We start from the raw sequence: 24,456 nt of genomic DNA, 5'->3' as shown, positions 1-24,456 counted from the left end.
CGGAAGGAGAAGTCATGCGTCGCTACCGGATCGATGGGATCGAGTACGCCGAGGATGCTCCGGAGCTGGGAAAGGCGCTCGCCGACGCCTTTGCCCGGAAACGCCGGCCGCTTTGCCTTTGCAGGCCCGATGGCGTTGCGATGTATATCGCCCGCTTCGACGGACAGCATCTCGTCAAGCGCATGCCGTCCTCGGGAGCGAGCCATGATCCCTCCTGCGGCGCCTATCAGCCTCCGCACGAGCTGTCCGGTCTCGGCCCCCTGATCGGCGATGCGATCCGCATCGATGAAGAGAACGGCGTCGCCGCGCTACGGCTGGATTTTCCGTTGGCGAAGACCGGCTCTCGGCCGGCGCCCGCTGCAGAAGCCTCGGTTGCCGATACCGTCAAGAATGTCAGCAAGCGGCTCTCCCTGCGCGCCTTGCTTCACTATCTCTGGCAGGAGGGCGAGCTGACCGAATGGACGGCCGCCTGGGCTGGAAAGCGGGGCTGGGGCAGGGTTCGCGCTAGTCTGGTGGAGGCCGCCCGACGCATGACGGTGGGCAGCGGTTCGCTCGCCGAAGTGCTGTTCGTGCCGGAAGTGTTTCATCCGGAGGAAAAATCGGCAATCGCTGGTCGGCGGGCGACTGCTTTGGCCGGTCTCGCCAACAACGGGACCGGAAAGCGCAAGCTCATGGTTCTGGTCGGAGAGGTGAAGGAGTTTGCCGAGGCGCGCAGCGGCCGGCGGCTTGTCGTCAAGCACATGCCGGACTATCCGCTGGTGATTGAGGACGGAGCATGGAAGCGGTTGGAGAAGACCTTTGCGACCGAGTTCGCCTTCTGGAACGCCGATCCGGCCCTTCACCTTGTCACCATCCTGACCTTCGGGCTCAATTCCGCCGGTCTTGCAGTGGTCGAGGAGATGGCGCTGATGATCACCACGGAAAACTGGATTCCCTTCGAGACGGCGCACGAGCGGCAACTGCTCGAACGCCTGGCCCGCCTGCGCCGCAAGAGCGTGAAAGGTCTGCGCTTCAATCTGTCCCCCGACAAGCCCGTGGTCAGCGTCACCCTGCCGGAGCCGCGGCCGGATCCCGTTGCCATGTTCATCGTGCCGGCGGATGCCGACGAGTCTTACGAGGTCGCGCTCGCTGGCATGATCGAGGCCCGGCCGGAAATGCGGGCATGGATCTGGCATGTGGGTGAGGGGGACATACCGAAGATGCCATGAGGCGGATTTATTTTCGGGTTATCAGTTGATCGATGATGAGGATTCCCATCGCACTCTCATATCTCGCACGCGGCGACCCGATAAGAAGTGACAAAATCCGCCGCGCTGACATCGACATCCACAATTGGTACCCCCTCGGTGGAGGCATTGCCTGCCAACGCCCAGATTTCATCAGGCGTGAGCTCTTCGTCGGACTTCAGTCCCCATAGTTGAATTTTTTCTGGATCTAGGGTTGAAATCACGCGGGTGCATTTAAACTCCTCTCGCGCCAGCTCTCGTCCTTTCGGGACAAGGATTTGAATTCGATCAAAAAGGCTATCTGGCGGCACAGTTAGTTTTTCGGTGGAACCGATGACGCTTACGTTACCCTCAAACTCAATAATCTCAGGCACGCTATGATCGAAAGAGGCGATCGATATGTCCCGCTTCTCGCCCGCCACCCCCTGCAGTCTTGCTAACGTGCATTCCGCTTTTTGGGCTGTTTGAGTGGCGAGAAACTGGCACTGAAGATATCGAAGCGGCTGCCCACCAACAAGGAAATGGTCGACCGGCAGCGTCAAGCGCATCTTCTGGCCATGGCAAGGATACAGTTCGGCGATTTTCCTAATATATGCCATGACGGCAATAAATCCGTCCTGTCCGTGTCTCCGAAACGATGGGTCCTTCAAAATAGATGCTTCAGCGGATTCTGAAACTACCGAGACGATATTAAGTCGATCGAAAGTAAGGAAATGCGCTGTAACGAGCGGTTTGTTTACCCACGATCTTATGTCGTTGTCGGAAAGGACGGACAGATCGTAAAGTTTTATTCCAAATCGCAAGGCCTTTTTTATGGCGTTCTCAGTGAATCCCGACGCGGAAATCGCGATCATGTCGTCAAAACCCAAGCTCAGCTTGCGTCCGAGGAGCGCCTCGATCCAAGTCACATCTTGCGGAGATGTGTGCAGCCGGCATTCGACATCGATACGTCGCCCAGCGGCATCAATAATGAGGACGTCGATCTGCCGGATTTCCCCGGTATCAGGATCTTTTTGCAGGTGATTCCATTCAATTTTCTGAGCATCTGCCTCGATCAACGAGAAAATACGGCTCTGCAATTTCTCAAATTCTTCCCATGATTTTGTCAAAGTATCGCCTATAGTGAAGCGGTCGGCATCGGCAGTGCGAATTCAGTCGATCTCGACGACGCTCGTGAGCCGTGTGCCTGCCCTAGATATGTTAGGTATAGTATACTGCTCATGATCACCACCGATCCGTTGAGGTGGCGAGCATGTGCGAACGTTTACGGAATAGCACGCTATCATCAATGAAATCGCATCGACAAATACCCACTTCAGCGTCTGCACTATTCGTTCCGAATAGTGTTCTCGAAATTTGCACCGATCCAAAATTCTTCAATCAGTTCCGGCGTATCTTTCAGGAAATCGTCGGGATGAAATCTTGCCCTGTCAAAGGTGCTGTCGCATAGTCTTATTTCTCGTAGTTGTGCGTGAAGCTCTTCGGCACGCTCCACTTGGGCCTTTTGAGCGAAGGGTAGCGCTACGCGCGTCAATTCGGAAAGGTCATCAATTGTCTTACGACGATAATTTGTGCGTCGATGTACGACTGTGACGGCATTTCCGCGTTCAGTCATCATATAGATCGGTGCCTCATAGGTCCAATCCGCTGTGTCCGAACCAAAATGCGCGAAGGCTTCATTCCGGAGGCCAATTAGCTCCTTCTGCAGACCCCGTTGTCGAGCATCGAAGGCCTTCTGGAAATCAAATTTGCTTCGCCCTTTACCCTCATTATGGGTTGCGCGGCAGTAGATTACGATCGCATTCATCAGGAGTGCAGCCGCCATATGCGACGAGTCATCGTCCATGCCCTCGCGATCGAGACGATCGATCGACCCCAAAGATGCTTGAACCGACCTGAGGTCAAGTTCCACCGAGTGCGCCGAATGAAACCGCCTTACGAGATCTCGCAGACGCTTGTTGTTTTCGATTCTTGCCACGGCGAAAAGATCGAACGCTTGCCGCGTGTTGATTTCCTTGTTCAACTTAGTTCCACCCTCCGGCCAGTTTTCGCCCATAATATTAGAACTTTACGCGCTCGGCTGGCGGCAGGCAGTCAAACAGCCGACAGGCGCCAAATCTTGGGGAATAATAGATCCTTAGCTACCATCAAATCCAGGTAAATTCAAACTAGTCGATGCCGCACTTTAAATCGGTCGGATTTTGATTTAAGAATGGACGAATGATAACTGAAGATTCGTCGCTCCAATATTATGACCGAAAAGTCGCTCCGAAAGTTGCCGAGGCACTTGAGGATACGCGTGTTGTCCTCATTTCTGGCCCACGACAGGCTGGTAAGACGACTCTTGCACGGCAGTTCGTCGCAGACGATCGGCCATACCTAACGCTCGATGATGTCGGCACCTTGGCGGCTGCCCGCAATGACCCAGTCGGGTTTGTCCGGGGGCTCGATAGGGCAATCATCGACGAGATCCAAAGGGCACCGGAGCTTATGCTGGCGCTCAAGGAAAGCGTCGACGTCGATACGAGACCGGGTCGGTTCCTAATTACAGGCTCTGCCAATCTTGCAACGGTGCCCGCCATCGCAGATTCTTTGGCAGGCCGCATGGCCGTGATCTCGCTCCTTCCACTAGCCCAGGCGGAAATTCTCCGCGCGCCCGGAGAGTTTCTGCGTCGGGCATTTTCGGATGAACCCTTTGCGCTGACAGGCCGCCCCGACAATACCCGCGACCTCATTGAGATCGTTCTTCAAGGCGGTTATCCGGAAGTTTTGCGGCGAAAGAGCCCCAGTCGCCGGCGAGCCTGGCTCGATGACTACATTTCCTTGATTTTGGATCGTGACGTCCGCGATATTGCAAACATCGACCAACTCGACCGCCTGCCAAGGTTGCTGAGCGTCTTGGCCGAGCACGCGGGCCAGCTCACAAACAATTCGAGTTTTGGATCGGCGCTGGCAATCTCCAGCGTCACGGCTCAGAAATATGTCGGGATACTGGAGCGACTGTATCTTCTCAAACTTGTCTCGCCGTGGTCGACAAACAGCCTCAGCCGTCTGATCAAAACCCCGAAGATGCACTTCATCGATAGCGGTCTGCTTGCCGCAGTCCGCGACGACGATGAGGAAAGGTTGCGCCGGGACCGGGCGCGCTTTGGTCCCTTGCTCGAAAGTTTCATCGTCGCCGAAACCCTGAAGATCGCAGCCTGGACGGACCTCCGGCTGTCATTTTCCCATTATCGCACCAAGGACCAAGACGAAGTCGATCTCGTGATTGAGGACCGTCGCGGCCGAATTGTCGGCATCGAGGTGAAGGCGTCGGCGACTATACGTCCTTCGGACATCAAGGGATTGCGCCAACTCAAGGCTGCGACAGGGGACCGTTTCCTGCGGGGGCTTGTCTTGCATGATCACGACCGGATCACGCCGTTTGAGGAAAATATTTCAGCGGTCCCACTCTCTTCCTTATGGACGTTATAACATTACATAATAACAATTATGGAACCGCTTGCCGTTATTAAATGACGTCCGGTTTTCTCGATGGTGTTCGTCACGAATGATTTCAGACTTTTTGAGTTTTGGAAGTACGGAGTTTCCGGCTCGGTTAGTGGATCGATTTACGGGAACCGTTCGTCACCTAGATGCCACTCTGGTATAACAGAAAGTATTTGAGGTCATGGGAAGACTCACCTTCCCGCCTCCGCGTACAAGGCCGAGGCATTGCAGGGTGATGGCATGGCTCATGCGTCGCTCGGCCAGATGACTTGACCTGAGCCTCTGAACTTCCTCCCGGGAAAACCGATGCAAAACGGCTTCATGGAAAGCTTCAATGGAAGTTTCCGCGACGAGTGCCTCCACGAAAGACTGTTCTCGTCACTGCCTCAATCCCTATTCCTGTCGAAGAACTGATCGACCGAACTGAGGTTCCATTTTGTCAGCAGCGCCTGAATATCGCTGTCGGCGGGAAATCGGCTCCCGATTTTCGTCAGCGCCTCACGCCATCTCGCCGTCTGCGGGCCGCCGTGTCGTCCGGCGCGACCAAAACTATGGATCGCGTTCGCGAAAGCGTTCGCGATTTGAAATTGAGTCTTGGAGTCATTTACGACCGAATTGTGCTCGCTTATGGCGACGAGCCGGGTCTCCCACGCTTCGATCGCTCCGAAATCGCTGAAATCGTCGTAACAGAAAGTGGCGTGTGATCCCGTGGTTGCGGCAGACCGGAGAACCTCCGGAGTGTCCTTCCACTGTGGCAGGTCGACAAGTCGAAGAATTTCTCGCTCCCAGCGGATAAATTGGACTTTGTCGCCGCGGAGGCCATAGTGCTCCAGTACGTTGGTTGCGGCGCGCAAATATTTAAGCCGGACAGCGTCGGAGCCTTTCAAGGCCGGGGATGCGACCAGATCCCGCGCCGTTCCGATCCACCAATCGATTGCCTTAGTATTGGCGGTTTTCCGATAGGCGTAGGTCATGACAATGGCCGCCTCGCCGATCAGTAGCGCGATCGACTCTACGGTTCGCAGGGTCTTGTCTTTTACCAAGGGCGACAGAATCTTGGACCACCGCTCCAAATCCTGAAGCCTTCCGCTCCGGCCGTAATGGAACATCGCGTTGACTGCGGCCTGCCCGTGCGCGAAGGCGAGGCTGCCGACATCTTGAAGCCCTGGAGTGCTCGCGACATCGAGAACGCGGTGCCCATAGGTCTCCATATCGTCCCAACGCCTTAGAAAACCCAGCCTGTAAGCGGCGTTGCCTAGGCCGCTCGCCTGTATCATTCGAACATCTTTGTCGAGCCGGAACCGCGGCTGGTCACCGATCGTCGATAGCCTCTCGGCCCATTCCTTTATCCGGTCCGGATCTTCGGTATCGAGAAACCGGAGGACGTCGGCCGAGCACTTGACTACGCACGTCGCGACCTTCGCTTCATCACGCAACTCGCTATTGCGGACCACCGCCAGCAATCGCGACGCCCAGAGTTCCATTTGAGTGAGCCGTCCGGATCGACCGTACGCCTCGACCACGCTCCTCAATGCCTCCAATCCGCTACATAGTATTTCGATGTCCGACGATAGCTGCCGGTCGGTGAGCACCCTCATGCTCCTACGCGCCCAGTGACGTATGCTCTGGAAATCGTCACTCCTTAGAAAATACTCGACGGCATAGGGAGCCATCCGGATTTCGGAGAGACGGATGGCACGGCTGGTGGGCCGGCGATCGGCAGCGTCGGCGATCACCGAAACCGCGGTTTTGAAAATAGCTTCCGAGGCTTTGGCCCGCCCGGCCGCCTGGCTGACTTCGAATACCAGTCCGCCGGTCGTTGCGACAAGTTCTTGAAGCCGACCTGGCACGAGCGCGTCGAAAGTGTCTTGGAGATGCGCCCGCACCTCTGCCATTTCGGCGGGAAGCTCCCGTTGCCAAAGACTCCCGATCCGATGCTCCACGGCCGAGACGTTCTCAGCGACGCACACCGAGAGTATGGCTTCAAGATCCGGCCGCCCCTCTTCGCTGGCAAGCCGCAAGGTTATTTCGTCGGCGACCAGCGACGGCGTAACGCGCGGCAATGTCCCTCTTAAAAACGTGCGATCCTCGCTCTCGAATATTTTCTGGAGCGCCGAAACGGCCACAGAAGCTCCGATCCGCGAGAGGCCCGCGTCCCGTCTGACCGGTGCGGCGAGACAGGCGACAAGCAGAGAACGCGTTCCGCCATAGCTTTCTGCTGTCTCGATGCGTTTGGCAACGCGGCGAACAATTTCCTGACTGTCGAATTTCGACAGAACCGCGTAGAGCGGGCGGCCGTCGATATCCTCGATCGTCATGTCGCCTTCAGCATCCCACAGGGACGAGATCGCGTTGTCATCAAGTCCGGACAACATCATCGGCGGTTCGGTCGCCTTGCCTAGGGTTATCGAGATGGTCGTATCAACGCTCGTGGGCATTGCCCGATAGACATGATCGGTCACGAGCACAGCGATCGTCTTATTTTTTCGGGCGATCGCATCGAGAAGGGTCCAGATGTCGGGCCATGTGTCGGGCTCGTCGATAAGGATAGCCGTCCTTTTGCGAAACCTTGTCCGGGCGATAATCCTTGCCGTGACATCCGGCCTTAAAACGCCAACATCCCATCCGGACGCCTCCAGCTTTCTCAGCCATTCCACAGCCAATCGCGTCTTACCTATCCCTTCTCTTCCGAGTACCCACCTTATCCGAGGCGATTCGTTCCTCGCCTGCCCCGCGAACACCATCAGCTCTCTAAGCTCCTTCTCGCGACCAATGAACGGCACTGCCTTGGAAAAGGGACTGAGATCGCCCGACATTTGTCGGATAAGGTCGTTATCCAGGATGTCCGGAGCTGATGGCCAGGCTTCTGTGACAAATCGCTGGAGTAGTCCGGAAAGGGCAAGCCCAACAAAAACCACGACTCCGACCGTCAGCCCGAGCAGTGGACCAAGGAGCGCTTCCCTCAGGTTGCTCAGCTGGTCGCCGTATCCAAGTAAGTCTCCGGCGAAAATGGCGAGATCGACCGGGTAGCCCACAAACTGGGTGACGAACGATTGTGCGCTGGTCGAGGGTTGACGATACCAGGTCGCTAATCCCACCAGCCCGCCGATGACGGCGCTAAAAACAAGCCTTTTCGCCAACTGACTGAACGCCATGTTTCCATCCCACCTTACGGACTGAGGTTTTGAAGCAGAAGTGGTAGTTCCCCTCGCCGTTGATCGCGCAAAACGAAAAAATGTGATCGGCTGCAACGTGCGCGGATTTCTTGGGATGTAATAGGAGTCGAAGTCTCTCGTAAAGTTCATCTCGCTCCCGAGAAGGTGCGGGCATGGCTGTCGGCCGTCATGGCGACGATGGGACTTGTCGTTGTTTTCACCAATCCACGCCACCTGTTTGCCGATTCCCGTCGCGGACAGCACTAACAGGTATCATCCGCCCACACTCTGGACGGTGGACCGAGAGAAGGCACGATCAAAGTCGATTTTGAACAATCTCAGCCACACCTTCACCTCGTCTTCGAAATGACTGTCGGGGGTAAGGCTCGCATGCTGGAACCGACCCGCTACACCACCAAGCGACGCGGCAATCGGTCTGATCGAACTCCTTGATCGCCATCCTGAAGACTTGTAACTCTTACGGTCTCTGCGCGAAGATGGCGCTCCCCTCATTGCTTCTGTCGGGGTTTCTGCCGTTGTTTGGACGTCTTAGCCTGTTTGTTGGCTTCCTTCTCGGCCAGAAGCTCGTCCTGCACCTGCCGCTGACGTTCGATTTCGGGCGACTGGTTGATATCGGTCGGGATAGGCGTGGCGGGGTTCTGCTCGACCGATCGTTCCGCTCGCCTTGCCGCTGACGATTCTGCCGTTGTCCGATAAGCGTGATCTTCCCCTCCTCCGTCGAACGGGCGCTCGTTCGTGCGTTCGGAACGTTCGGCCTGCCTGGTCTCTCGCATCGCTTCGGTCCTGGTGTTCTCCTTAACGGTGTCGAGCGCGATGGCTATCTCCGCATCGGTGCGCTGAGCCGCAGCCGCCTCGTTCGTGCCCGCCACAAAACCGAGCTGCTTGCGCTCGCGAGCTTCCTCCTTGGCCCGGCGGTCCTCGACCTTCGCCTGTGCATCCTTCAACCGATCCTGAAGCTCCGGATTGCTGATGGGGATGCCGTGCTCGGCCGCCAGTTCCACTGCGACGGCCTTCTCCCGATCGGTGCCGTTGACGGTGATCGCACCCCACTTCTCCGAGGCCGCGCGCATGGCGACCAGCATGGAGTCGCGGTCCCGGTCGGCGGGCTTGACCTTGTCACCAGTATCGACGGGGAGTTTCGGGACGTCGACCGGAGCGGAAGCAGCCTGCGTCGGCTCCGTTTCCTTCGCGATCCTCGCGCCGTCGATGAAGCCGAGCTTCTGCTGTTCCAACACCTCCTCGCGGGCGCGGCGCTCCTCGAACGCCGCCTGTGCGGCCTTTAGCTGGTCTTGAAGTTCGGGATTGGTGATCCTGAAACCGTGCTCCGCTGCAAGCTCGACAGCGAACGCCTTGTCCCCGTCGCTTCCGGTGACCGCGACCGTGTCCCATTTCTTCGCAGCTTCCTGCATCGCCGACAGCATGGCGGCACGATCGCGATCCGAAAGCCTGTTTTTGTCGCCGACGTCGACGAAGGTGGGCGCTGGCTGAGCTGCCTCTCCGGCGTTCGATGCTGCGGCGGTTTCCGGCGCCGGCATCCCGGCGGAAGCCGGATTTGCCTTTTGCGCCTCGACCGCTGTTTCAGCGGGCGTCTGGGTACCGGCAGTGATACTTGCCTCCTTGGGACGCTGGCTCGCAAACCGGTCGCGGGCAGCAGCCAGTGCATCTTGCAGCTCCGGATTGGTCAACCTGAACCCGTGCTCCGCCGCAAGTTCGACAGCGAGCGCCTTATAGCGCTCGGTTCCATTGACGGTGAGCGCGCCCCACTTCTCGGCGCCGAGCTGCATGGCGGCAAGCACGGTTTCGCGGTCTCTCCAGTTTCCGATTTCGACCCGGTCGCCGTGATCGGTGAAAGCGACGGCGCCGACCCGGCCATCGGCCTTGCGATTGCTATAACGGACATCCTCACCGCGCTTCTCCGCGACGAAGCCAGCGAATTGATGCGGGACCGGTGTCACATAGGTTTCGCCCTCGATGTTGCCGCGCTTCTTCTCGATGTCCGTCTGCGTTTCCAGCATCTTCGTCTGGCTGACCTTCAGCTTTTTGCGCAACCCGTCGAATTCCTGGAGCCGCTCCGGCGGCAGGTTCTGGCCAATCTGGTCGAGACTGGTTTCCATCTCGGTGAAGGCGGTGTTCATCACATTGAGGTCCGGCATATCCTGCTCCCTGGTCGTTGCGGATGTCGTGGTGCTGGTGGTGTTCTGTTCGGCCGCCGTTTCGCGGCCCTGTGCGACGGCAACCTCGGCCCGATCGCGGAAATTTCGAACGAGTGCAGGATCTGTCACATCGATCGCCCTGCTGCCCGCGGCAAGCGCCTGGGGCACGACGAAGACATTTTCCGGATCCTGCCGCGACGGCATGAGCGTCTGCATCGCATCGACGGGGAAATCGATATAACGAAGCACCCCGCCGTCGCGGACAACCCGTTGCGCAGCGACATGACGGTCACGCGTGAACAGGGGCGCCGAGGAACGCGCATCCTGCCGCTCCGCCCGATAGAGGCGAACGATGCCCGGGCGCTGCGGCGGCTCCGGGCGGTACTGCGTTGCTGCCACCCGTTCGACTTCGCCATTCCAGCCGATTGCGACCGCCTGCGCATGGCGCTTTCCTTCGTCTCGGCTCGGGATGTGGATGACGCCGTTGCGCACTGCCTCGACCCGGCGCCGGGTGTTTTCCGAGGCCTCACCGCGCTCGACGCGTCGGATGTCCTTCATCTTGTAGCCCGGCGGGTTCGCTCGTTCGAAACGGCTCACCGCATCCATCGGGATATCCCGCTCGCGCGCCTCTTCGGCGATCGTCCTGCGCCAGCGACGCAGATCCTCGATCTTCGGATGCAGGCGCACACCCGTTTCCGACAGCATCTTCACCACCGCATGAACATGGATGTGGCGGCGATCCTCATGCGTGGTGAACAGATAGCGATGTCCCTCAAACTCGCGGGCCAGCATGGCCCGGGCGGCGTCGACGAAGGCGGCCTTCGGGGTTCCGGGCCGGGCGCTGAGAACGATATGGGCCACGTCCCGGCGCTCCTGGGATCTCAGATCTCGCTTCCAGTCCTTCGCCTCGTCGAGAACAGAGCGCTCTCCGTCGACAATATGATTGCCGACCGGCTGACCGGCCTTGTCCATGCGGCTGACCGTGACACGGCGGCTGCCGCCCTTTCGCAACTGGCCGATATATCGGGCGACACCCTCCACCCCATGCGCGAACCCATGAACGTCAACCGCCGTATCCGGGCCGAAGGCGGTCATCAGCCGGTCGTCCAGGGCGGCTAAGGATTTCCGGTTGTCATAGATGCGCCAGGCCTTCTCCTCTCCGGACTGCCAGCGGCGCGCGGCACTCACCACCAGCTCGATCTCCCTCCCCTCACCCGAGCGAGCCGCCGAGCTGTGCCAGGCCATGCGATGGCCGGCCAGCACGGTTTCGAGGGCTTCGCCGACGGCCTCGTCGTCGGCAAAACGGGACGCATCGACCGTCACTGACAAGCGTAACACATCCTTCGACGGCTCACGCCCGTCCGCTTCCGACCAGTCGTCGGCAAGCTGGCCGATCCAGTCGCGTCCTTCTGATGTACCGCCGTTCTCGTTCTCGACGGATAGTTCACCGCCGCGGCTCTGATAGGTCAGTAGCTTCCCGACACGGGCGCGACCAGCGGCAAAGCTCACGAGCTTCACCACGGCAGGCTGCGACCCTGACGCAAGGGCGATACGCTCGCCGACGGCGCTACCAGGAGGCCACGCCGATCCCGTGCGATCCAATGACGCCTCGCCGCCATGCCCATTTCCAAAGCGCGGACCGGCAGCCGACAGCTTCTTCCCGGCAGCACCCGCGGCACGGCGGCGCATCTCGTCCTCCAGCGGCACCCCTTGGGGCGCGGCCGGACCCGTCCAGGGACGTCCGCCAACGGCAGGCAGACCAGTGTCACCTGCATCGGCTTGCCTGCGCCTACCCTTCGGGCGGGGGCCAGGCGTCTGACGCGACACCGCAGGCTTCGAGCTTACGGCCGCCCCAGCAGATCGTGCGGTTCGCTTCCGCTCGAGATCGTCCACCAACGTGATGAAGGCATCAAGGTCAAGCATCGGCATTGACCTGCAACTGCGCCTTGGCGCGGCCAGCCTCGCACATATCCTTTATATCGGACGCCTGCGCACCGACCACCCGGGCTAGCCGCACGACTCCGTCCAGCAGCGCCTCGAACCGCGGTTCCCTCCCCCCGTTCAGCGCGCGGGCGATCTGGTTGAGATTGACGCCGACCCGGCGTAACTCCTCGGCATGGGCGAGCACGATCTCTTTCAGATCGCCATCGAATGCCGGCCCCAGGCCTGCGGCCTGCCGAACGAGACGGCGCAGAGCTTCACTGACGGTCAGGTTCACATCCGCGCAGAAGGCTTCAAACGCCAGGAACTCGGTCTCGCTCATCCTGACATGCACGACTTTCTGCCGGGAGGTTCGCTTTGCCATAGCCTTTTGCCGCTGCCTCTCTTCTCTCCCGGTCGCGGTCTTGCGACTGCCGGGAGAGCCTCACCGCCCGCTTCGGGCACTGTTCGGTTTTCGTATCACGGAAACTGCTATCCTGCCAACTACATATGTTATTTCAATGGCTTAAGTGGCCATTTGGCCTCTAGTGGCTATGCCGGCTGGCGTGGCTGTGATGGACAAAATGACCCGCTTGGTACAGCGTCCATGACTGCCACTCGTGGCCATTCGAACCCATGGGCCACAGATGGTCATCAAGGCTCGACGGCACGTCGCGGCTCATCAGCCATGCTGACCATCAAGCGCGGAAATGGCCCTTACGCCATCGGTGGCAGTCATGGCCTCAGAGCCAGAGGACGTCTTGCTGGCCCGCGTGGCATGGAGACCACGAGGACAAAAAAATAGCTAACACGCCCTCTGGGCCTGTTGTGGCTAGCCGGCCATTCTGGCCTTGGCAGACGGAACCGGTCTTGATAAGTTGATATATATGTATGCTTGGCAAAATGGGTTGCATTAGGTGACGATTATCGCATTCGCACACACCAAGGGCGGCGTCGGCAAATCGACCCTCTGCCTCCTCATCGCGTCGGAACTCGCCAGAAGCGGCACGAATGTTCTGATCGTCGACACCGATCAGAAACAGCAATCATGTCTGCAATGGGTCAATCGCTGCAGGCAAGCCGGCACCCTGCCGGAGACCCTGCAGGCTGTCGCGGTGACCAAGACGGAAGAGCTGAAGTCCGCCCTGAAGCGCACCGACGCCGACGTCATTCTGATCGACGTGCAGGGATCGATGAACGACCTCCTTATCGCCGCGATCGTGGCAAGCGATCTCACCCTCGTCCCGACGAAGGCCAACGTCATTGAGATGGTCGAGACGGTCAAGCTGTTCGAATGGGCAGAGACCAATCTCAAGCGAGCACCGCTTCGCCTCGTGCTCAATCGCGTCGACGGCATCGACACGAACACGGCGGCGTTTCAGGATGCTGTGCGGATGATCCGCGACAACAAGCTCCCGACATTGCCGACCTTCGTGCGATCGAGAAAGGTCTACGAGCAGTTTGCCCGCGACGCCGGAACGTTGAGCGGGATCGCGCGGGATCCATCCAAAACCGAACAGGTCGCGAAGGCGCAGAACAATATCATCGGCCTCATCACCGACATGACTTCCACTATAGAGCAGACGGCCTGATCCGAGACACCCATGACGCAATCGCCACCCATTCCGCGCTCACGCCGCAACCTGAACGATCTCGATTCTCTCATCGACGCGTCGATCGGCAAGAGCGACACATACGGCGCTGCTACATCGGCCCGCGAGAAGGCGAAGCCCGATCCTGAAGCTGGGAATTCGATGAAGGAGACAGCACCCTCCCCTGATAGATTCGAACCGCTGGACGCGCCAACGCCGAGCCTGTCAAACGATGGCCCCGCATCGGAAGAGCAAAAACCCGAGCGGTTCAGGATCAGCATCGATGCCTCAGTCATCATGGCGACCAAGATGCTCGCCGTTCAGCAGAAAACATCTCCCTCGGAGATCGTCGAGCGCGCCCTTCGTCGCTATCTGAACCTTGCGGCCAACTAAGACACGTGCTTCCGAGACTGGAACGCAAACAAGGAAACAATGATGCATCATTGGAAGAAGGCCTGGTACACGCTGATAGGGCCGTTGTGGATCTGGGTTGTCTTCATTATCTTTGTGCCTTTCCTCCTTGCCGGAGCCATTGTCAGCCTGAGTGTGCTGCCGCCGACCGGTGACACTCTCGTAAAGACCGTAGGTCTTTTCTGCGTCATGATCCTTGCGCCGCTGGCGGCGCTCGCCGAAATCGCGCCGCCCTTTGTTACCAGGGTGGAGGTGAACTGGCGCAACCGGAATAGCGAGACGCTGTTCGAGGGCGACGTCGAGTGGGAAGACGTGCCGTTCCTGCCCCCGGTTCTGAACCGGATTCGCTCGACCACAGGAAGGCGAAAGCGGCGGGAGGAGAGCAAGAGCACGGGGACCGCCAACGCTAAGCCGTCAACTATCTGAGCACGCAGATGATCCGATGCTGGATTCGAGAACGACGACACGATGACCCGACGCATTCGTATTGGCGGAGCCGACCTGAATGGTGGCGACAGCCGGTTCGAGGAACGGCCGGCAGCGGCGTTCATCGACCGCGATGATGCCGATTCTGCCTATCTGCGCTTGCAGAGACCATCGCAGAGGGCAGAATGGCTTCGTGGGTCTCGGATATTTCTGCCGGGCTATGCCTGACCCTCCCCCTCCGGGAGAAGAGGATGGGGCTTGATGGGAACAAGGAGGCCGATGGAACCGCCGCCTTCTTCCGCCCGGCTGGGTTCAAGAGAGGGAGTACCCCTTCCTTTGTGAAGGAGGGGCTTGCCCTTCCTTCATGGGGAGAGTGTTGAGAGGGGCTCAGCCCTCTTTCATCAGCCATGCTGGCCGGTCGATCCAGCTGGCTTGGCTCTCCGTCGAGGCAAAGACGATAGACGGCGGATGCCGTCTATCGTCCGGGTCTCACTCCGTCTCGTCCTCGTAGCAGTCGGGATCGAGGTCGACCTGATTGTAGTCGACGGGCCTCAACAGTCCCCACTCTTCGGGAATGTCCAGATCCATTCCATCGATCGAAATGCCGAGTTTCCGGTGGATTGCCCTGAGGATGCGGCGAAAGCCCGCCATCTGCAAAGGCACGTAATCCCACAGGTCGTTGCCCCTCGTCTCGCACCAGTAGTATTCGTAGTTTTCGCGGTGATTGCCGAAATTCTCATCCAGTTCTGCCAACTTGGTCGGATCGGTGTTTCGGACGAACCGGCGCTCGGCCGCCAGTGCCTCCCGCGTGTAGTTGATGAATTGGGCGAGGAAGTTTTCGAGGTAATCGTGAAGCGCCTTCTCCAGAGCGGTGTTGCATTCGAGCCGGCTCACCAGCACGTCGATTCGCAGCGCTGCGGCGTCGGCATAGAGTTTAAGAAAATCGATATCAGACATAAGAAGCCTCCTTTTCGTTCTGACGGAAAGGAGCCCGCATTGTAGCCCCAAGGGGTCAAGGATCGCGGAACGCGACCGCCAGCGGCGGCGAGTGGGGGAACCGATTTTGTCGGAGCGGAGGGAACCGGAGCGGAGGCAAAATTGGGGGATAACCGCTCGTCCTTGAGGCCGCAAGGGCTGATGCGACAATGGGACGTCAGAGAGAGATAGCCCACGGCGCCGGAGGCGCCGTGTCCGTGTGCCGAGCGCAGCCGGCCTTTTCTCCTCGCCGCCACGCCCCGCCGGACGATCGCGCTGACGGTGCCGCAGTCGCGAGAGGGGCGTCACCCGAATGGGCGGAGACCGCTTGCGGGCTCCGTGAGCGCCAGCGAATAGCACCGTCCGCCACAGGCGGCTCGCCCGGATCACATGCCCGACAACCCATCACCGTCGTGAATCGATCAGAACGGACCGATTCAAATATCTCGTTGGACGCAAAGTCCGCCTTGTCCGATTCTGCCTACCATGATCACGCAACCCTATCAGCTCTATGTTGAACGTACGGACGCCACGAAAAACATGGCCCGCTTCTATGCCATGTCGATCGAGCCCAACTTGTTCGGCCAAGCCTGTCTCGTTCGGCGATGGGGTCGCATCGGCGCAAACGGCCAGGAGCGAGTTCATCATTTCACGCGGGAGGAAGAGGCGGTCAAGCTCTTCCTTGAACTGCTCAGGAAAAGACGCTCGCACGGATACAGACCGAAATCTCAGGTCGAGCAAGGCGGCACGGGCTGATCGCTGGCGGAATGGCGGCCTCCGTCCCGGCTCCAATCGGTCTCCAACAAGATTTCGCGTTCGACGAAGAACGGGATCTTGTTTTGGGCAATCATCGTTGGCGAAGCGATGCTTCGCGGCCGACGCGCCGGTCAATCCGGCGCGTCGGACCAGTGGACATGGCAGAAGCCGCCCTCAGAAGGGCGGCGCGGCGCTGACGCGGCCCTCCTGCTCGGCTATGAAGACCTCGCGTTCGGCCAGCGCAAGTTCGAGTTCCGCCTTGATCTGGCGGCGCTCGTCAGGGTCAGCATTTCGCAGTTCGGCCTTGAGTTCGTCGATGTTCAGGTCGAGGTCGTAGGTCATTGTCGTCTCCGTGACGTTTGTGAAAGACGACCCCCGCGGTCATGGCGGGATGGAGGGGTCAAGGATCGCGGAACGCGACCGGCGGAGCCGGCGAGTGGGGGAACCGATTTTGTCGGAGCGGAGGGAACCGGAGCGGAGGCAAAATTGGGGGATGACCACTCGTCCTTGAGGCCTTCGTCCCGACATGGCATCCTCGGACGGACTGAGCAGACATCCCCTCTCCGCATGGTACCCGAGAAGCAGAATCCGGGCTCGATGCCCGGCTTCTGCTTCATCAACGGGGATGACCCCGCCTTTCGGCGGGGCCTCGGGAGCCCGGATCAGGCCGCCTTGCGCGGGCGGTTCCAGACGAGGGCGTAGTCTCCGTCGGTTTCAGCCGGCCACAGGGCCGCGCTGATCGGAGCCGGGAAACTCGGATCGTCGAGCTTGAGCGAGATATAGGGCTCGCCGTCGTCAGAGACCGCCTTCCAGCCCGCGCCGAGCTCGGCGCCGTTGGGAGCGAGCGCCCGAAAGTCGGGGGCGTCGCGCGAGGTGCGTTCGATCGGGGTCAGGCGTACCTTGGTACCGACCGTGAGGGTCCGAACCGTCCCCTGAATGACGTTGCCGTTGGTGGTGAATTCGCCGATGACTGCCATGACTTGGTTCCTTTCCGTTGCTCGGGTCGCACCATCGCGGCCTCGATGGCGGTGTGAGGACCGGGGGCGATCGCCACCGCACCCGCAGGGCTGGAACAGCGTGGAAGGCGGGCGGACAGGGCTATTTTGCTTCGCGATGCAAAGGCGGGCTCGTCCCGCCGGCGGAAAATAGTCCGGGCCGGCCGTTGCGGTCAGGCGGGCGAGACGCAGTCGTCCTCCGGTCACACCAGGTCCATCGAGGTCTGCGTGGGTGCGCCGATATTCGACGTGCAAGGGACCTGGCATGGCACAATATCATCCGCAATTGCTCACCGGCGACGGCAACGTCATTCAAGGCTGCTGGTTCATCGCGCGGCACGTTTACATCAAGCCGCCTGAAGCCGTCGCTCGCACTTTGCCACTGGATTCGCCCGGCCCTCCCCGTCCCTCGGACGAGCCCCTGCCGGTATGGGCGATCTCGACGCTATCGGCCGCGCCCCTCGCTCATGCCCGACCGCCGTAACCTGCCCGCCGATCACCCTCTGCGCCCGATCGAAATCGACGGAAATCCCCTCGTTGGTCACGCCCGCCGAGCACTCCTGAGACAGTGCCCGGGTCTCCCGCAAGGCGGGGTCATACCCGCCGCTCATCGGGTGCGGTCGATGCGTCCTCGATGGGCGGCGAGGACAGGTCTTAGCGCCTGGCGGACGTCCTCGAGGAAACTCGGACCGAAGCGACCGCGCGGCGTCTGTGCGGCCTCGAAATAAAACGACCGCTCGGCGATATCGTAGTTGTACTCGCTGACCGTGATCCAGCCGCGCTTGAAAACCGAAAGCCCGGCGCGGCGCAACTCGAGGTCGGGGATTTCCAACGCCGTCTGATCGGAGCGCGGCGGCGTGCCCGAAATCGGCAGGATCACCAGATGGGTGATCCCCTGACGAGGATCGGGAACCGTCAGCGCCAGGCAGACGGGTCGATCTTTCTCGCCATGCTCGCGACCCTCCTCGGCCTGCCATCGCCACAGGTACGGATAGCTGAGGATGGTCCCGTTCGAAAAGCGATCAGTCATCCTTGCCCCCTTCCTGATACTCGGCCGACTGACGGTCGAGTTCGGCGAGCAACAGGTCGGCAAGCTCGGGCGGCGTCTCGCCGGCGGCATAGACGCGGCGCGGGTCATCGCGCAGAAGGCGCTCGTAGATTTCGACGGAGAGTACCACGACCGAAGGACGGCCGTGCTTGGTGAGTGTAATCGGGCCGCGCTGCGCTTCGTCGTGATAGCGTCCGAAGTGACGCATGAATTCGACGGTGCTGATGGTCTTGGTATCCATGACTGGCTCCATAGTCAGATTTTCTGTATTATACAGAAAAGTCAGAAAACGGCAATCACGGCAGTTCGAAAGAAACGTCCGGAAAGACGAGGCCGCTCATGACGTTCCTCCCGCCATATCATCTGTTGCACCGCGTTGTGGTCGCACGACGCGATGAAGGTGGGTCGCATAGGCACCCACTGCTTTCCAGTAGACGGCCATCGGCGCTTTGTTTTTCTCCCAGCTGCATTGCGCTCGCTCGCGCGCATCGATGGAAAGCTCGCGAAGCAAGTCCGCGAGCTCCCGCCGGACTTCCGGCGGCAGGGATTGGATTCGCCGCGCCGACGGCAGGCGCAGCAGCGGATTTCGGACGTCGGCCTGCGAGGAGCGCTCAACCATCGTTGCGACCTCCCCCCGGCAATGTCGCAGGCGTTCGGGTTTGGGAATGGGGATGGTCAGACACCGCACATCCCCTCGCATTCATTAGGCCAGAGATCGAGCCGACCATGATCCGCGCTGGTCGACAGATCGGCCACGTCGAGCGGCACGTCCGATCGGTGCAGGTAGACCTGCCCGCGGATGCCGCGTAGTCCGCTGCGGATCGCCCGGTCGACCGCGACGACGTCGGCCCATGCCTGGGGATCCTCGTCGCGCATCTGCCGCGCCGAGAGAACGGCAACTTTCGCCTTCGGTCCCGCAGGGTCGACCGTGCGCAATGTCTGCCAGAGCGGCCCGTCATAACGGTCGATCGCCGGCATGTATTTCGGGCTATCGCGCTTGGTCGCCGAGCAGGCGAGGATCAGCAATCGGTGAGAGGAGTGAACCATCACGCTGCCTCCCGCGCCATGCCCGACTGCGGCTGCAGGCCATGGAGGAAATTGACGGCGCGCTGCGCATGGGCCGCTGCGCGGAAGATGCCGCGCGTGTCGTTGCCAAGGAAGGTCAACCAGCTTGCAACATACGCCGCATGGTCGGGACGAGGCTCCGTTTCCGGGACGATGCCGAGATCGGCGCAAACGAGCGCTGACCCTATTTCGGCCACGAGCTCCTCCATGGCGCGTTCGCGCTTGTCCTTGGCATAACCGCTAAGATCCCTGCCGACGCGATCGGCTCGCGCTGTCCAATGGACTTCCTCATGGGCCAGCACGGCCACATAGGAAGCGGCGTCCCGGAACGCGGAACGCGGCGGCATCTGAATGTGGTCGCTGACGGGAGAATAATAGGCCTGCGAGCCACCGTGGCGGATGACTGCGCCCGTATTGGCAAAGAAGCGCTCGGCATGTTCGATCCGCTCCACGGGATCGACGACCACCGTCGGCGGTTCGTAAAAGCGGTCGGGCAAGTCTTCGATCTGTTCGACGTTGAAGACAGAATACGTCTTGAGAAAGGGAATGCCCTTCTCGACCTCGTCGCCGCGGGCGTCGACCTCGGTCCTGGTGAACTGGCCGGCATAGACGACGAGGCTGCCGCTTTCCCCTTTACGGACCTGACCTCCCAGTTCGCTCGCCTGCCGGTAGGTCATCCAGGTCGGCGAGGCAAAGCCGTGGGACATCGCCTCCGCCCACAAGAGCAGCACATTCATCCCCGAATAAGGTTCGCCATTGTGGCGCAGCGGCCGGGTGACCGGGCCGCCGGCGCGGGCGGCGCTCCACGGCTGCACCCATGGGCGCACGCCTTTTTCCAGATCGGCGACGATGCGCTCGGTGACCCGCGCGTGGATGTCGCTGCGCTGCTTTTCCTCGTTTCTGCTCATTTCCTTGAACCTCCGTTGTAGAGGCCGCGCCCATCGCGGCCTCGTCACGGAGGTCCGAAGCCGGGGAATTCAGGCAGCGAGCGCACCCGCAGGGCCGCAACGAATGTGGAGGACGGCGCAGCCGTTGCGCTTGTTGCCGGCCCCGGCAGGCCCACCGTCCGGGGCGGGCCGCGACGGGCGATCAGTCCATCTTCTCTTTTCTCCTTTCTTTTTCTCTTTCCTCGGCGGCGGCGACGCCGCGACACGCCGACAGGCCGGTCTCGAGGGAAACAGACCTGTCGGGACGTGATCGGAGGGAGGAGCTGGCGGGGCCGAAGCCCCGCCGGCGGCGGTTACCCGAAGGCAGCCATCTGCGCCTCGGTCGCCTTGCGGTCGAGGCTCTGGCCGGGGTTTTCCATCGGCCGGTCGAACGGCTTCCACGCTTCGCCGACGATCTCTTCGTAGGCGGCCACCGCGCCTTCAGCCGCCATGCGGAGCGAATAGGCCTGCAAGCCCATGTCGGCGGCGAACTCGCGCTTGCGCTGGGCATTGCCGGTGAACCCGACCGGCCCGTCGATATCTTCGTCGCGCAGATCGTTGGCGGCCTTGGCGGTGACGTCGCGCGCTTCCGTGACGGCCCGCGAATAGAACTGCCCCGCCCCGTGCGCCGAGCCGACATAGGAGCCAACGATCCGCTGGAGGTGGATCTGCATTGCGCGCTCGCCGAGACCTTCGGAGAGGAGAGCCGCGGTGTCGACGAGCAGGTTCTCGTGACCCGTTCGGATGCCGGCGCCATCGATGACCACTAGGCCGAAGCTTTCGGAGATCAGGGTCGCCTGGGCTGTATCCGGGCAAGTCAACCGGACCATTTCGAGGGTCGGGCCGCGGCGGGTAGCCTGCTGGCGGCCAACGGGTCTTGCGGGGCGCGTGTTCTTCGTCATGTCGTAAAATCCTTCTTGAGTTTGCCGAAACCCCGAAAGCGACCGGCCCTGCCGGCGTCCCCTCGGGTGCGGTCAAAAAAAATAACCGGCGAAGCGGAGCGGATCAGGGTCCGGGGGTTGCCAGGCGAGAAAGGCAGGTCTGCGGGAAAAGCGGGGCCAAAGGCCCTGCGCGGACCGCGGGCCGCCTTGCGCGATCGGCGGGCTCCGGCCGCTTTGCGGCGCGGCACGCGGCCTTGAACCGATCCGCCGTCCGGTTCAGACCGCACGAACCCGAGGGGATGCCGGCAGGGTTGGCCGCCGTGACGACGAGGCAAACCGGATTTCGACAGGAGGGAGAATGCAAGTCCCCAGCCGACGGCCACGCCGCAGCGCTGCCCACCCCGCTCCTCCCGGAGGCCGGCCGCGCACGGAGCCCCTCACCGCCCTTCCGAACGAGGCATCGTGGTCATCGATGGTGACGACAACAGACGCATGACAGGAAACCTGCCGATGACAGCAAGCACGACCGACGTCGTCCGTAACGCCATGCGGATCCATCTCCGGCGGCGCGACTGGCACGTGGATTAAAGCATAAAGGCGGGATCGACTCGCCGGCGTCATGAGGCGCGCGACGACACGACCATCCGCCTGCCTGCGGGAGAATTTCGACGGTCCATTCGGAGAGAAGCGACCACCCGCAAGAACCGACGACATGAATCGGATGCAGGGTTTCGGCATGCCGCAAGCTGCCTTTGAAGGGGCGGTGGTCGCTTGAGACTCGGGATCCTCTGTCACATGTCCTGATCGCACCAGGGAAGACGGCGCCCTGTCCATGTCCGGGCGATCCCTTCGGCGACCAGCATGTCACCAAGGGAGCGCCCGTTGCGGACAACAACGCGCAGCTTGCGGCCATACTGGTCTTCGTCCCGACCGGGCCAGCTTCTCAGCTCAAACGGCCCCTGATTGAGCAATTGAAGCAACCGGTGCGTCGCCCGCGCGCCGAGCCATGCTTCATGCTCGCAGCGAGCCGGGTGGGTTTCAGGCGCATCGATGTCGGCGACCCTGATCTTGACGCCATCCATATGAAACGTATCGCCGTCGACCACGCAATTCTGGCGAGGCCCGCCGCCACAGAGTTCGAACCGCACAGCGCCTGCGGCTTTGGTCTCACGAGGAAGACCGCCGAGAGCGAAGGTGCAAAGGATGACAAAGATGAAGACGGCGGCGCACCCACGCCGAAACCCGGCGCGGGCCTTCGAGAACCTTCTCATTTCCAACCATATCCCTTATCGAGCGCTGACAGCTTCGTTCTCCAGACTCCACCCACTTTTCCAGCCCGGATCATCGAAATCGGGGGCCGCCTCCTGACTTTGCTGCTCGATCGCGCTTTCCTCGTCTTCGGCCTCCACCTCGACGAGAATCGTTCGCTCGACGCGATAGACCTGCGTGACCATGACCGTGAATCTCATATCGCTCTCCTTGCGATTCGGCTTGTTCTTTCAGATTAGATGCGAGCGAGAGGTCGGCGATCTCCCGGGCCTTTCGCACTTTCGCGGAGGATGAACCCGCGGGAACGCCCGTCGCGATGGCTCTCTCCTGCCGCGCAAGCCCGCGCGACAGTATGTCAAATTCGCCTTGGCGCTCGAACCACAGGCGATCGATGGTCTCCTGCAGGCGCCGCTCGTCCTCACGCGTCCAGGATGAAACCGACCGCCGGAAGGAACGGTTCTTGACGCGAGCGGTCAGCACCATGCGTGCGGCGTGGCGTTCGATCTGACGCTCGATCCGCTGGAGATGTTCGCGGGTCTGCCGACAACCTGTCTCCGTGCGGGAGCAAGGCAGGCGCCCATCCAGCCCGCTCATGGCCGAGGACCTTTGTCCCGGTCCGTCCTCGGCGCACGGATGGAGCGAAGCGCGGCCTGTCTCCAGGCGCCCTCGCCGCTGAAGTGCTCACGCCGGCCGGGATGATAGACGACGAAGAGATCCTCCTCATCGTTATCGCGTGCGAGGCGCCATCCGAAGGCGAGTGCGATGATCTTCCAGTGCATCACCGCCTCCTACCTGCTCCAGCCGAGAAAACTCGACGGGCCGTCGTGACGACGGTGGCGCGCTTCATCGAGGACGAAGCCGAAGCGGCCGACCCGATATTCGTCGGAGGGAACAAGAAACCGTCGCTCCTCCCCCTTCCCGTCGCGCCGGCCGCCAAGTGTGGCGACCACCTGCACGAAGCCTTTCTCTTGATCCGAGGTGATCGCGGAGATGACGACCCAGTCGCCGGCGTGACGTTTGTCGAAATCGCGGCGGTCCTTCTCCTGGGACTCGCCCGGCTGCAGGATCGTGGTGAACATCGTCTCCCAGGCGTCCGGCCAGCTATCCTTGATCGTGCGCTTCGCGCGCCGGCGCTCATAACCGGTGAACAGGTCCGGATAGGTGATCGCGACGATGGCCCAGGCGGCATCCTCCTCGTACCAGCCACCCTCGGCGCGCAGCATCGGGTGGACCTTGCCGTTGCGCTCGGCGGTCAGCTTGAAACCGCCATGACCGGCAGTGCTGTGACTGACGATGCCTTCGGCATAGATCGTTGCGCCCTGCGATGGTCCCCAGGGAGTGCTGCAATGAACCCGTATGTGCTGACGATCGAGCCCGCGCAATTCGCGCCTGTGTTCGAGCGTCTCGAGGACGCGCTCCCGAAACGCATTCTCGTCGGCCAGTGTCGAGTCGTAGACATAGAAGTCGGCGCGCGTCAGGTCGGCGAGCGGCCGGAAGACGCGCCAGGCGCTGGCAAGGAGGCCGCCGCCTTCGCGGCTCGAAAGCATCGCCATGACGATATCGTCCAGGCGAGCGACGGGGAAACCTTCGGCGGACCTGCCAAACTCCACCCCTGAATTTTCAGGGGTGGAGTCTTCTTGATGCGGGATGGCGAGCGCGCTCATGCTGCGGCCCTCCCCTCGACGACAGTCGCTGCGGCCTCGTCGGCCGTCACCTCTTCGAGAACTGCGAGGGGATGGCGATGTTGCGTGAGCCAGGTTTCCGCGTCCGCGCGGCTGACGGCGAGGTGGACGAGTTCAGCGCCCGCGCCGGGGCGATCGAAGATACGAACGGAGCCGATCACCGGACGGTCGACAACCTTGAACGTCAGGTCGCTGTCGATCGAAAAAGTCCGGAAAACGCGAAGGACGATCGTTCCGGCGCTGCCGAAATCGCCTTCATGAATAGTGAAATCTGGCTGGGCGATATAGGTGCCGGTGGTCCTGCCCGCCTGCTTGCGGATCAGCCGGCCCTGACTGTTACGGGATTTCCAGGCCGACAGCTTCTTCCTGTGCCGTTCGGGCGGCTGCACAGTGCCGTCAGACCAGGCCACAAGCGAACCGATAGGGGCGATATCGAAAATCAGGGACGCAGACATGCGTGCTCTCC

Annotated in this window: 25 protein-coding genes and 2 pseudogenes; 8 read left to right on the top strand and 19 right to left on the bottom strand. The window is 61.0% G+C overall.

Features of this window, described 5'->3' with window-relative positions; all coding sequences use genetic code 11:
• Nucleotides 1-14: 14 nt before the first annotated feature.
• Nucleotides 15-1,208: a DUF1173 domain-containing protein gene (locus N2601_RS32370; protein ID WP_260306021.1), complete on the top strand. Its 1,194-nt coding sequence runs from the start codon at nucleotides 15-17 to the stop codon at nucleotides 1,206-1,208.
• A 56-nt stretch (nucleotides 1,209-1,264) separates the two neighbouring features.
• Here N2601_RS32370 and N2601_RS32365 read toward each other — a convergent pair whose 3' ends face one another.
• A complete protein-coding gene (locus N2601_RS32365) occupies nucleotides 1,265-2,335 on the bottom strand; it encodes a restriction endonuclease (protein WP_260306019.1) in 1,071 nt (356 codons plus the stop codon).
• 218 nt (nucleotides 2,336-2,553) lie between these two features.
• Nucleotides 2,554-3,249 carry a hypothetical protein gene (locus N2601_RS32360; protein WP_260306018.1) on the bottom strand — a complete coding sequence of 232 codons (696 nt, stop codon included), beginning with the start codon at nucleotides 3,247-3,249 and terminating at the stop codon, nucleotides 2,554-2,556.
• 197 nt (nucleotides 3,250-3,446) lie between these two features.
• Here N2601_RS32360 and N2601_RS32355 point away from each other — a divergent pair, with 197 nt between their 5' ends.
• Both N2601_RS32355 and N2601_RS32350 read left to right on the top strand, forming a co-directional pair.
• Nucleotides 3,447-4,700 carry an ATP-binding protein gene (locus N2601_RS32355; protein ID WP_260306017.1) on the top strand — a complete coding sequence of 418 codons (1,254 nt, stop codon included), beginning with the start codon at nucleotides 3,447-3,449 and terminating at the stop codon, nucleotides 4,698-4,700.
• Between the two features lie 309 nt (nucleotides 4,701-5,009).
• A pseudogene (locus N2601_RS32350) lies at nucleotides 5,010-5,099 on the top strand (integrase core domain-containing protein); the annotation flags it as partial.
• Nucleotides 5,100-5,101: 2 nt separating this feature from the next.
• On the opposite strand, the gene N2601_RS32345 reads toward N2601_RS32350, so the two are convergent.
• From N2601_RS32345 to mobC, 3 genes are all read right to left on the bottom strand, one after another.
• A complete protein-coding gene (locus N2601_RS32345; RefSeq protein WP_260306016.1) occupies nucleotides 5,102-7,870 on the bottom strand; it encodes an ATP-binding protein in 2,769 nt (922 codons plus the stop codon).
• 509 nt (nucleotides 7,871-8,379) lie between these two features.
• Nucleotides 8,380-11,967: an LPD7 domain-containing protein gene (locus N2601_RS32340; protein WP_260306015.1), complete on the bottom strand. Its 3,588-nt coding sequence runs from the start codon at nucleotides 11,965-11,967 to the stop codon at nucleotides 8,380-8,382.
• Nucleotides 11,960-12,349 carry a plasmid mobilization relaxosome protein MobC gene (gene mobC / locus N2601_RS32335; protein WP_260306011.1) on the bottom strand — a complete coding sequence of 130 codons (390 nt, stop codon included), beginning with the start codon at nucleotides 12,347-12,349 and terminating at the stop codon, nucleotides 11,960-11,962. The genes N2601_RS32340 and mobC overlap by 8 nt, the downstream gene beginning before the upstream one ends.
• A 532-nt stretch (nucleotides 12,350-12,881) precedes the next feature.
• On the opposite strand from mobC, the gene N2601_RS32330 reads away from it, so the two are divergent.
• From N2601_RS32330 to N2601_RS32320, 3 genes are read left to right on the top strand one after another with little or no spacing between them, the layout of a single operon-like run.
• Complete coding sequence (locus tag N2601_RS32330; protein WP_260306010.1) at nucleotides 12,882-13,556, top strand: ParA family protein; 675 nt, start codon at nucleotides 12,882-12,884, stop codon at nucleotides 13,554-13,556.
• A 12-nt stretch (nucleotides 13,557-13,568) separates the two neighbouring features.
• Nucleotides 13,569-13,949: a hypothetical protein gene (locus tag N2601_RS32325; RefSeq protein WP_260306009.1), complete on the top strand. Its 381-nt coding sequence runs from the start codon at nucleotides 13,569-13,571 to the stop codon at nucleotides 13,947-13,949.
• A gap of 42 nt (nucleotides 13,950-13,991) precedes the next feature.
• Nucleotides 13,992-14,393, top strand: coding sequence for a hypothetical protein (locus N2601_RS32320; RefSeq protein WP_260306008.1), 402 nt, complete (start codon nucleotides 13,992-13,994; stop codon nucleotides 14,391-14,393).
• 489 nt (nucleotides 14,394-14,882) lie between these two features.
• Here N2601_RS32320 and N2601_RS32315 read toward each other — a convergent pair whose 3' ends face one another.
• Complete coding sequence (locus tag N2601_RS32315; RefSeq protein ID WP_260306007.1) at nucleotides 14,883-15,350, bottom strand: hypothetical protein; 468 nt, start codon at nucleotides 15,348-15,350, stop codon at nucleotides 14,883-14,885.
• 504 nt (nucleotides 15,351-15,854) lie between these two features.
• On the opposite strand from N2601_RS32315, the gene N2601_RS32310 reads away from it, so the two are divergent.
• Nucleotides 15,855-16,124 carry a WGR domain-containing protein gene (locus N2601_RS32310; RefSeq protein WP_260306005.1) on the top strand — a complete coding sequence of 90 codons (270 nt, stop codon included), beginning with the start codon at nucleotides 15,855-15,857 and terminating at the stop codon, nucleotides 16,122-16,124.
• A gap of 174 nt (nucleotides 16,125-16,298) precedes the next feature.
• Here the strand turns inward: N2601_RS32310 and N2601_RS32305 are convergent, their stop codons facing one another.
• Both N2601_RS32305 and N2601_RS32300 read right to left on the bottom strand, forming a co-directional pair.
• Nucleotides 16,299-16,466, bottom strand: a complete 168-nt coding sequence (locus N2601_RS32305) for a hypothetical protein (protein WP_260306003.1) — start codon at nucleotides 16,464-16,466, stop codon at nucleotides 16,299-16,301.
• Between the two features lie 320 nt (nucleotides 16,467-16,786).
• Nucleotides 16,787-17,101 carry a DUF736 domain-containing protein gene (locus N2601_RS32300; protein WP_260306001.1) on the bottom strand — a complete coding sequence of 105 codons (315 nt, stop codon included), beginning with the start codon at nucleotides 17,099-17,101 and terminating at the stop codon, nucleotides 16,787-16,789.
• A 283-nt stretch (nucleotides 17,102-17,384) separates the two neighbouring features.
• Here N2601_RS32300 and N2601_RS32295 point away from each other — a divergent pair, with 283 nt between their 5' ends.
• Entirely contained in the window at nucleotides 17,385-17,603 is a 219-nt protein-coding gene (locus N2601_RS32295) for a hypothetical protein (protein WP_260305999.1), read from the top strand.
• Nucleotides 17,604-17,726: 123 nt separating this feature from the next.
• Here N2601_RS32295 and N2601_RS32290 read toward each other — a convergent pair whose 3' ends face one another.
• The 11 genes and pseudogenes from N2601_RS32290 to N2601_RS32240 all read right to left on the bottom strand — a co-directional run bounded on the left by N2601_RS32290 (nucleotide 17,727) and on the right by N2601_RS32240 (nucleotide 24,445).
• On the bottom strand, nucleotides 17,727-18,149 hold the full coding sequence (locus N2601_RS32290) for a hypothetical protein (RefSeq protein WP_260305998.1): 423 nt from the start codon (nucleotides 18,147-18,149) through the stop codon (nucleotides 17,727-17,729).
• A complete protein-coding gene (locus tag N2601_RS32285) occupies nucleotides 18,142-18,408 on the bottom strand; it encodes a type II toxin-antitoxin system Phd/YefM family antitoxin (protein WP_260305996.1) in 267 nt (88 codons plus the stop codon). Before N2601_RS32285 ends, N2601_RS32290 begins: the two co-directional genes overlap by 8 nt.
• A gap of 96 nt (nucleotides 18,409-18,504) precedes the next feature.
• Nucleotides 18,505-18,786 (bottom strand): hypothetical protein, encoded by a 282-nt coding sequence (locus tag N2601_RS32280; RefSeq protein ID WP_260305995.1) that lies wholly within the window; start codon nucleotides 18,784-18,786, stop codon nucleotides 18,505-18,507.
• 56 nt (nucleotides 18,787-18,842) lie between these two features.
• Nucleotides 18,843-19,049 (bottom strand): annotated as a pseudogene (locus N2601_RS32275) (hypothetical protein); the annotation flags it as partial.
• Between the two features lie 164 nt (nucleotides 19,050-19,213).
• Nucleotides 19,214-20,140, bottom strand: a complete 927-nt coding sequence (locus N2601_RS32270) for an ArdC family protein (RefSeq protein WP_260305994.1) — start codon at nucleotides 20,138-20,140, stop codon at nucleotides 19,214-19,216.
• A 332-nt stretch (nucleotides 20,141-20,472) separates the two neighbouring features.
• Nucleotides 20,473-21,060: a hypothetical protein gene (locus tag N2601_RS32265; RefSeq protein ID WP_260305992.1), complete on the bottom strand. Its 588-nt coding sequence runs from the start codon at nucleotides 21,058-21,060 to the stop codon at nucleotides 20,473-20,475.
• Between the two features lie 770 nt (nucleotides 21,061-21,830).
• The gene (locus tag N2601_RS32260; RefSeq protein ID WP_260305991.1) at nucleotides 21,831-22,310 is read right to left on the bottom strand and encodes a thermonuclease family protein; all 480 of its coding nucleotides are present in this window, start codon (nucleotides 22,308-22,310) and stop codon (nucleotides 21,831-21,833) included.
• 15 nt (nucleotides 22,311-22,325) lie between these two features.
• Entirely contained in the window at nucleotides 22,326-22,508 is a 183-nt protein-coding gene (locus tag N2601_RS32255; protein ID WP_260305990.1) for a hypothetical protein, read from the bottom strand.
• A 390-nt stretch (nucleotides 22,509-22,898) separates the two neighbouring features.
• A complete protein-coding gene (locus N2601_RS32250; protein ID WP_260305989.1) occupies nucleotides 22,899-23,087 on the bottom strand; it encodes a hypothetical protein in 189 nt (62 codons plus the stop codon).
• Nucleotides 23,088-23,096: 9 nt separating this feature from the next.
• A complete protein-coding gene (locus N2601_RS32245) occupies nucleotides 23,097-23,972 on the bottom strand; it encodes a DUF7007 domain-containing protein (RefSeq protein WP_260305988.1) in 876 nt (291 codons plus the stop codon).
• Nucleotides 23,969-24,445, bottom strand: coding sequence for a hypothetical protein (locus tag N2601_RS32240; RefSeq protein WP_260305987.1), 477 nt, complete (start codon nucleotides 24,443-24,445; stop codon nucleotides 23,969-23,971). Before N2601_RS32240 ends, N2601_RS32245 begins: the two co-directional genes overlap by 4 nt.
• Between the last annotated feature and the right edge of the window lie 11 nt (nucleotides 24,446-24,456).

The organism is Rhizobium sp. CB3060, assembly GCF_025200735.1.
GTDB lineage: Bacteria > Pseudomonadota > Alphaproteobacteria > Rhizobiales > Rhizobiaceae > Rhizobium.
Note: the sequence above shows the minus strand (reverse complement) of the source record. Positions and strands in the feature narration are given on the sequence as shown.

Coding starts and splice junctions, on each gene's coding strand:
- N2601_RS32370 (WP_260306021.1), top strand. CDS start 15: ATGCGTCGCTACCGGATCGATGGGATCGAGTACGCCGAGGATGCTCCG.
- N2601_RS32355 (WP_260306017.1), top strand. CDS start 3,447: ATGATAACTGAAGATTCGTCGCTCCAATATTATGACCGAAAAGTCGCT.
- N2601_RS32345 (WP_260306016.1), bottom strand. CDS start 7,870: ATGGCGTTCAGTCAGTTGGCGAAAAGGCTTGTTTTTAGCGCCGTCATC.
- N2601_RS32340 (WP_260306015.1), bottom strand. CDS start 11,967: ATGCTTGACCTTGATGCCTTCATCACGTTGGTGGACGATCTCGAGCGG.
- mobC (WP_260306011.1), bottom strand. CDS start 12,349: ATGGCAAAGCGAACCTCCCGGCAGAAAGTCGTGCATGTCAGGATGAGC.
- N2601_RS32325 (WP_260306009.1), top strand. CDS start 13,569: ATGACGCAATCGCCACCCATTCCGCGCTCACGCCGCAACCTGAACGAT.
- N2601_RS32320 (WP_260306008.1), top strand. CDS start 13,992: ATGCATCATTGGAAGAAGGCCTGGTACACGCTGATAGGGCCGTTGTGG.
- N2601_RS32315 (WP_260306007.1), bottom strand. CDS start 15,350: ATGTCTGATATCGATTTTCTTAAACTCTATGCCGACGCCGCAGCGCTG.
- N2601_RS32310 (WP_260306005.1), top strand. CDS start 15,855: ATGATCACGCAACCCTATCAGCTCTATGTTGAACGTACGGACGCCACG.
- N2601_RS32305 (WP_260306003.1), bottom strand. CDS start 16,466: ATGACCTACGACCTCGACCTGAACATCGACGAACTCAAGGCCGAACTG.
- N2601_RS32300 (WP_260306001.1), bottom strand. CDS start 17,101: ATGGCAGTCATCGGCGAATTCACCACCAACGGCAACGTCATTCAGGGG.
- N2601_RS32295 (WP_260305999.1), top strand. CDS start 17,385: ATGGCACAATATCATCCGCAATTGCTCACCGGCGACGGCAACGTCATT.
- N2601_RS32290 (WP_260305998.1), bottom strand. CDS start 18,149: ATGACTGATCGCTTTTCGAACGGGACCATCCTCAGCTATCCGTACCTG.
- N2601_RS32285 (WP_260305996.1), bottom strand. CDS start 18,408: ATGGATACCAAGACCATCAGCACCGTCGAATTCATGCGTCACTTCGGA.
- N2601_RS32280 (WP_260305995.1), bottom strand. CDS start 18,786: ATGGTTGAGCGCTCCTCGCAGGCCGACGTCCGAAATCCGCTGCTGCGC.
- N2601_RS32270 (WP_260305994.1), bottom strand. CDS start 20,140: ATGAGCAGAAACGAGGAAAAGCAGCGCAGCGACATCCACGCGCGGGTC.
- N2601_RS32265 (WP_260305992.1), bottom strand. CDS start 21,060: ATGACGAAGAACACGCGCCCCGCAAGACCCGTTGGCCGCCAGCAGGCT.
- N2601_RS32260 (WP_260305991.1), bottom strand. CDS start 22,310: ATGAGAAGGTTCTCGAAGGCCCGCGCCGGGTTTCGGCGTGGGTGCGCC.
- N2601_RS32255 (WP_260305990.1), bottom strand. CDS start 22,508: ATGAGATTCACGGTCATGGTCACGCAGGTCTATCGCGTCGAGCGAACG.
- N2601_RS32250 (WP_260305989.1), bottom strand. CDS start 23,087: ATGCACTGGAAGATCATCGCACTCGCCTTCGGATGGCGCCTCGCACGC.
- N2601_RS32245 (WP_260305988.1), bottom strand. CDS start 23,972: ATGAGCGCGCTCGCCATCCCGCATCAAGAAGACTCCACCCCTGAAAAT.
- N2601_RS32240 (WP_260305987.1), bottom strand. CDS start 24,445: ATGTCTGCGTCCCTGATTTTCGATATCGCCCCTATCGGTTCGCTTGTG.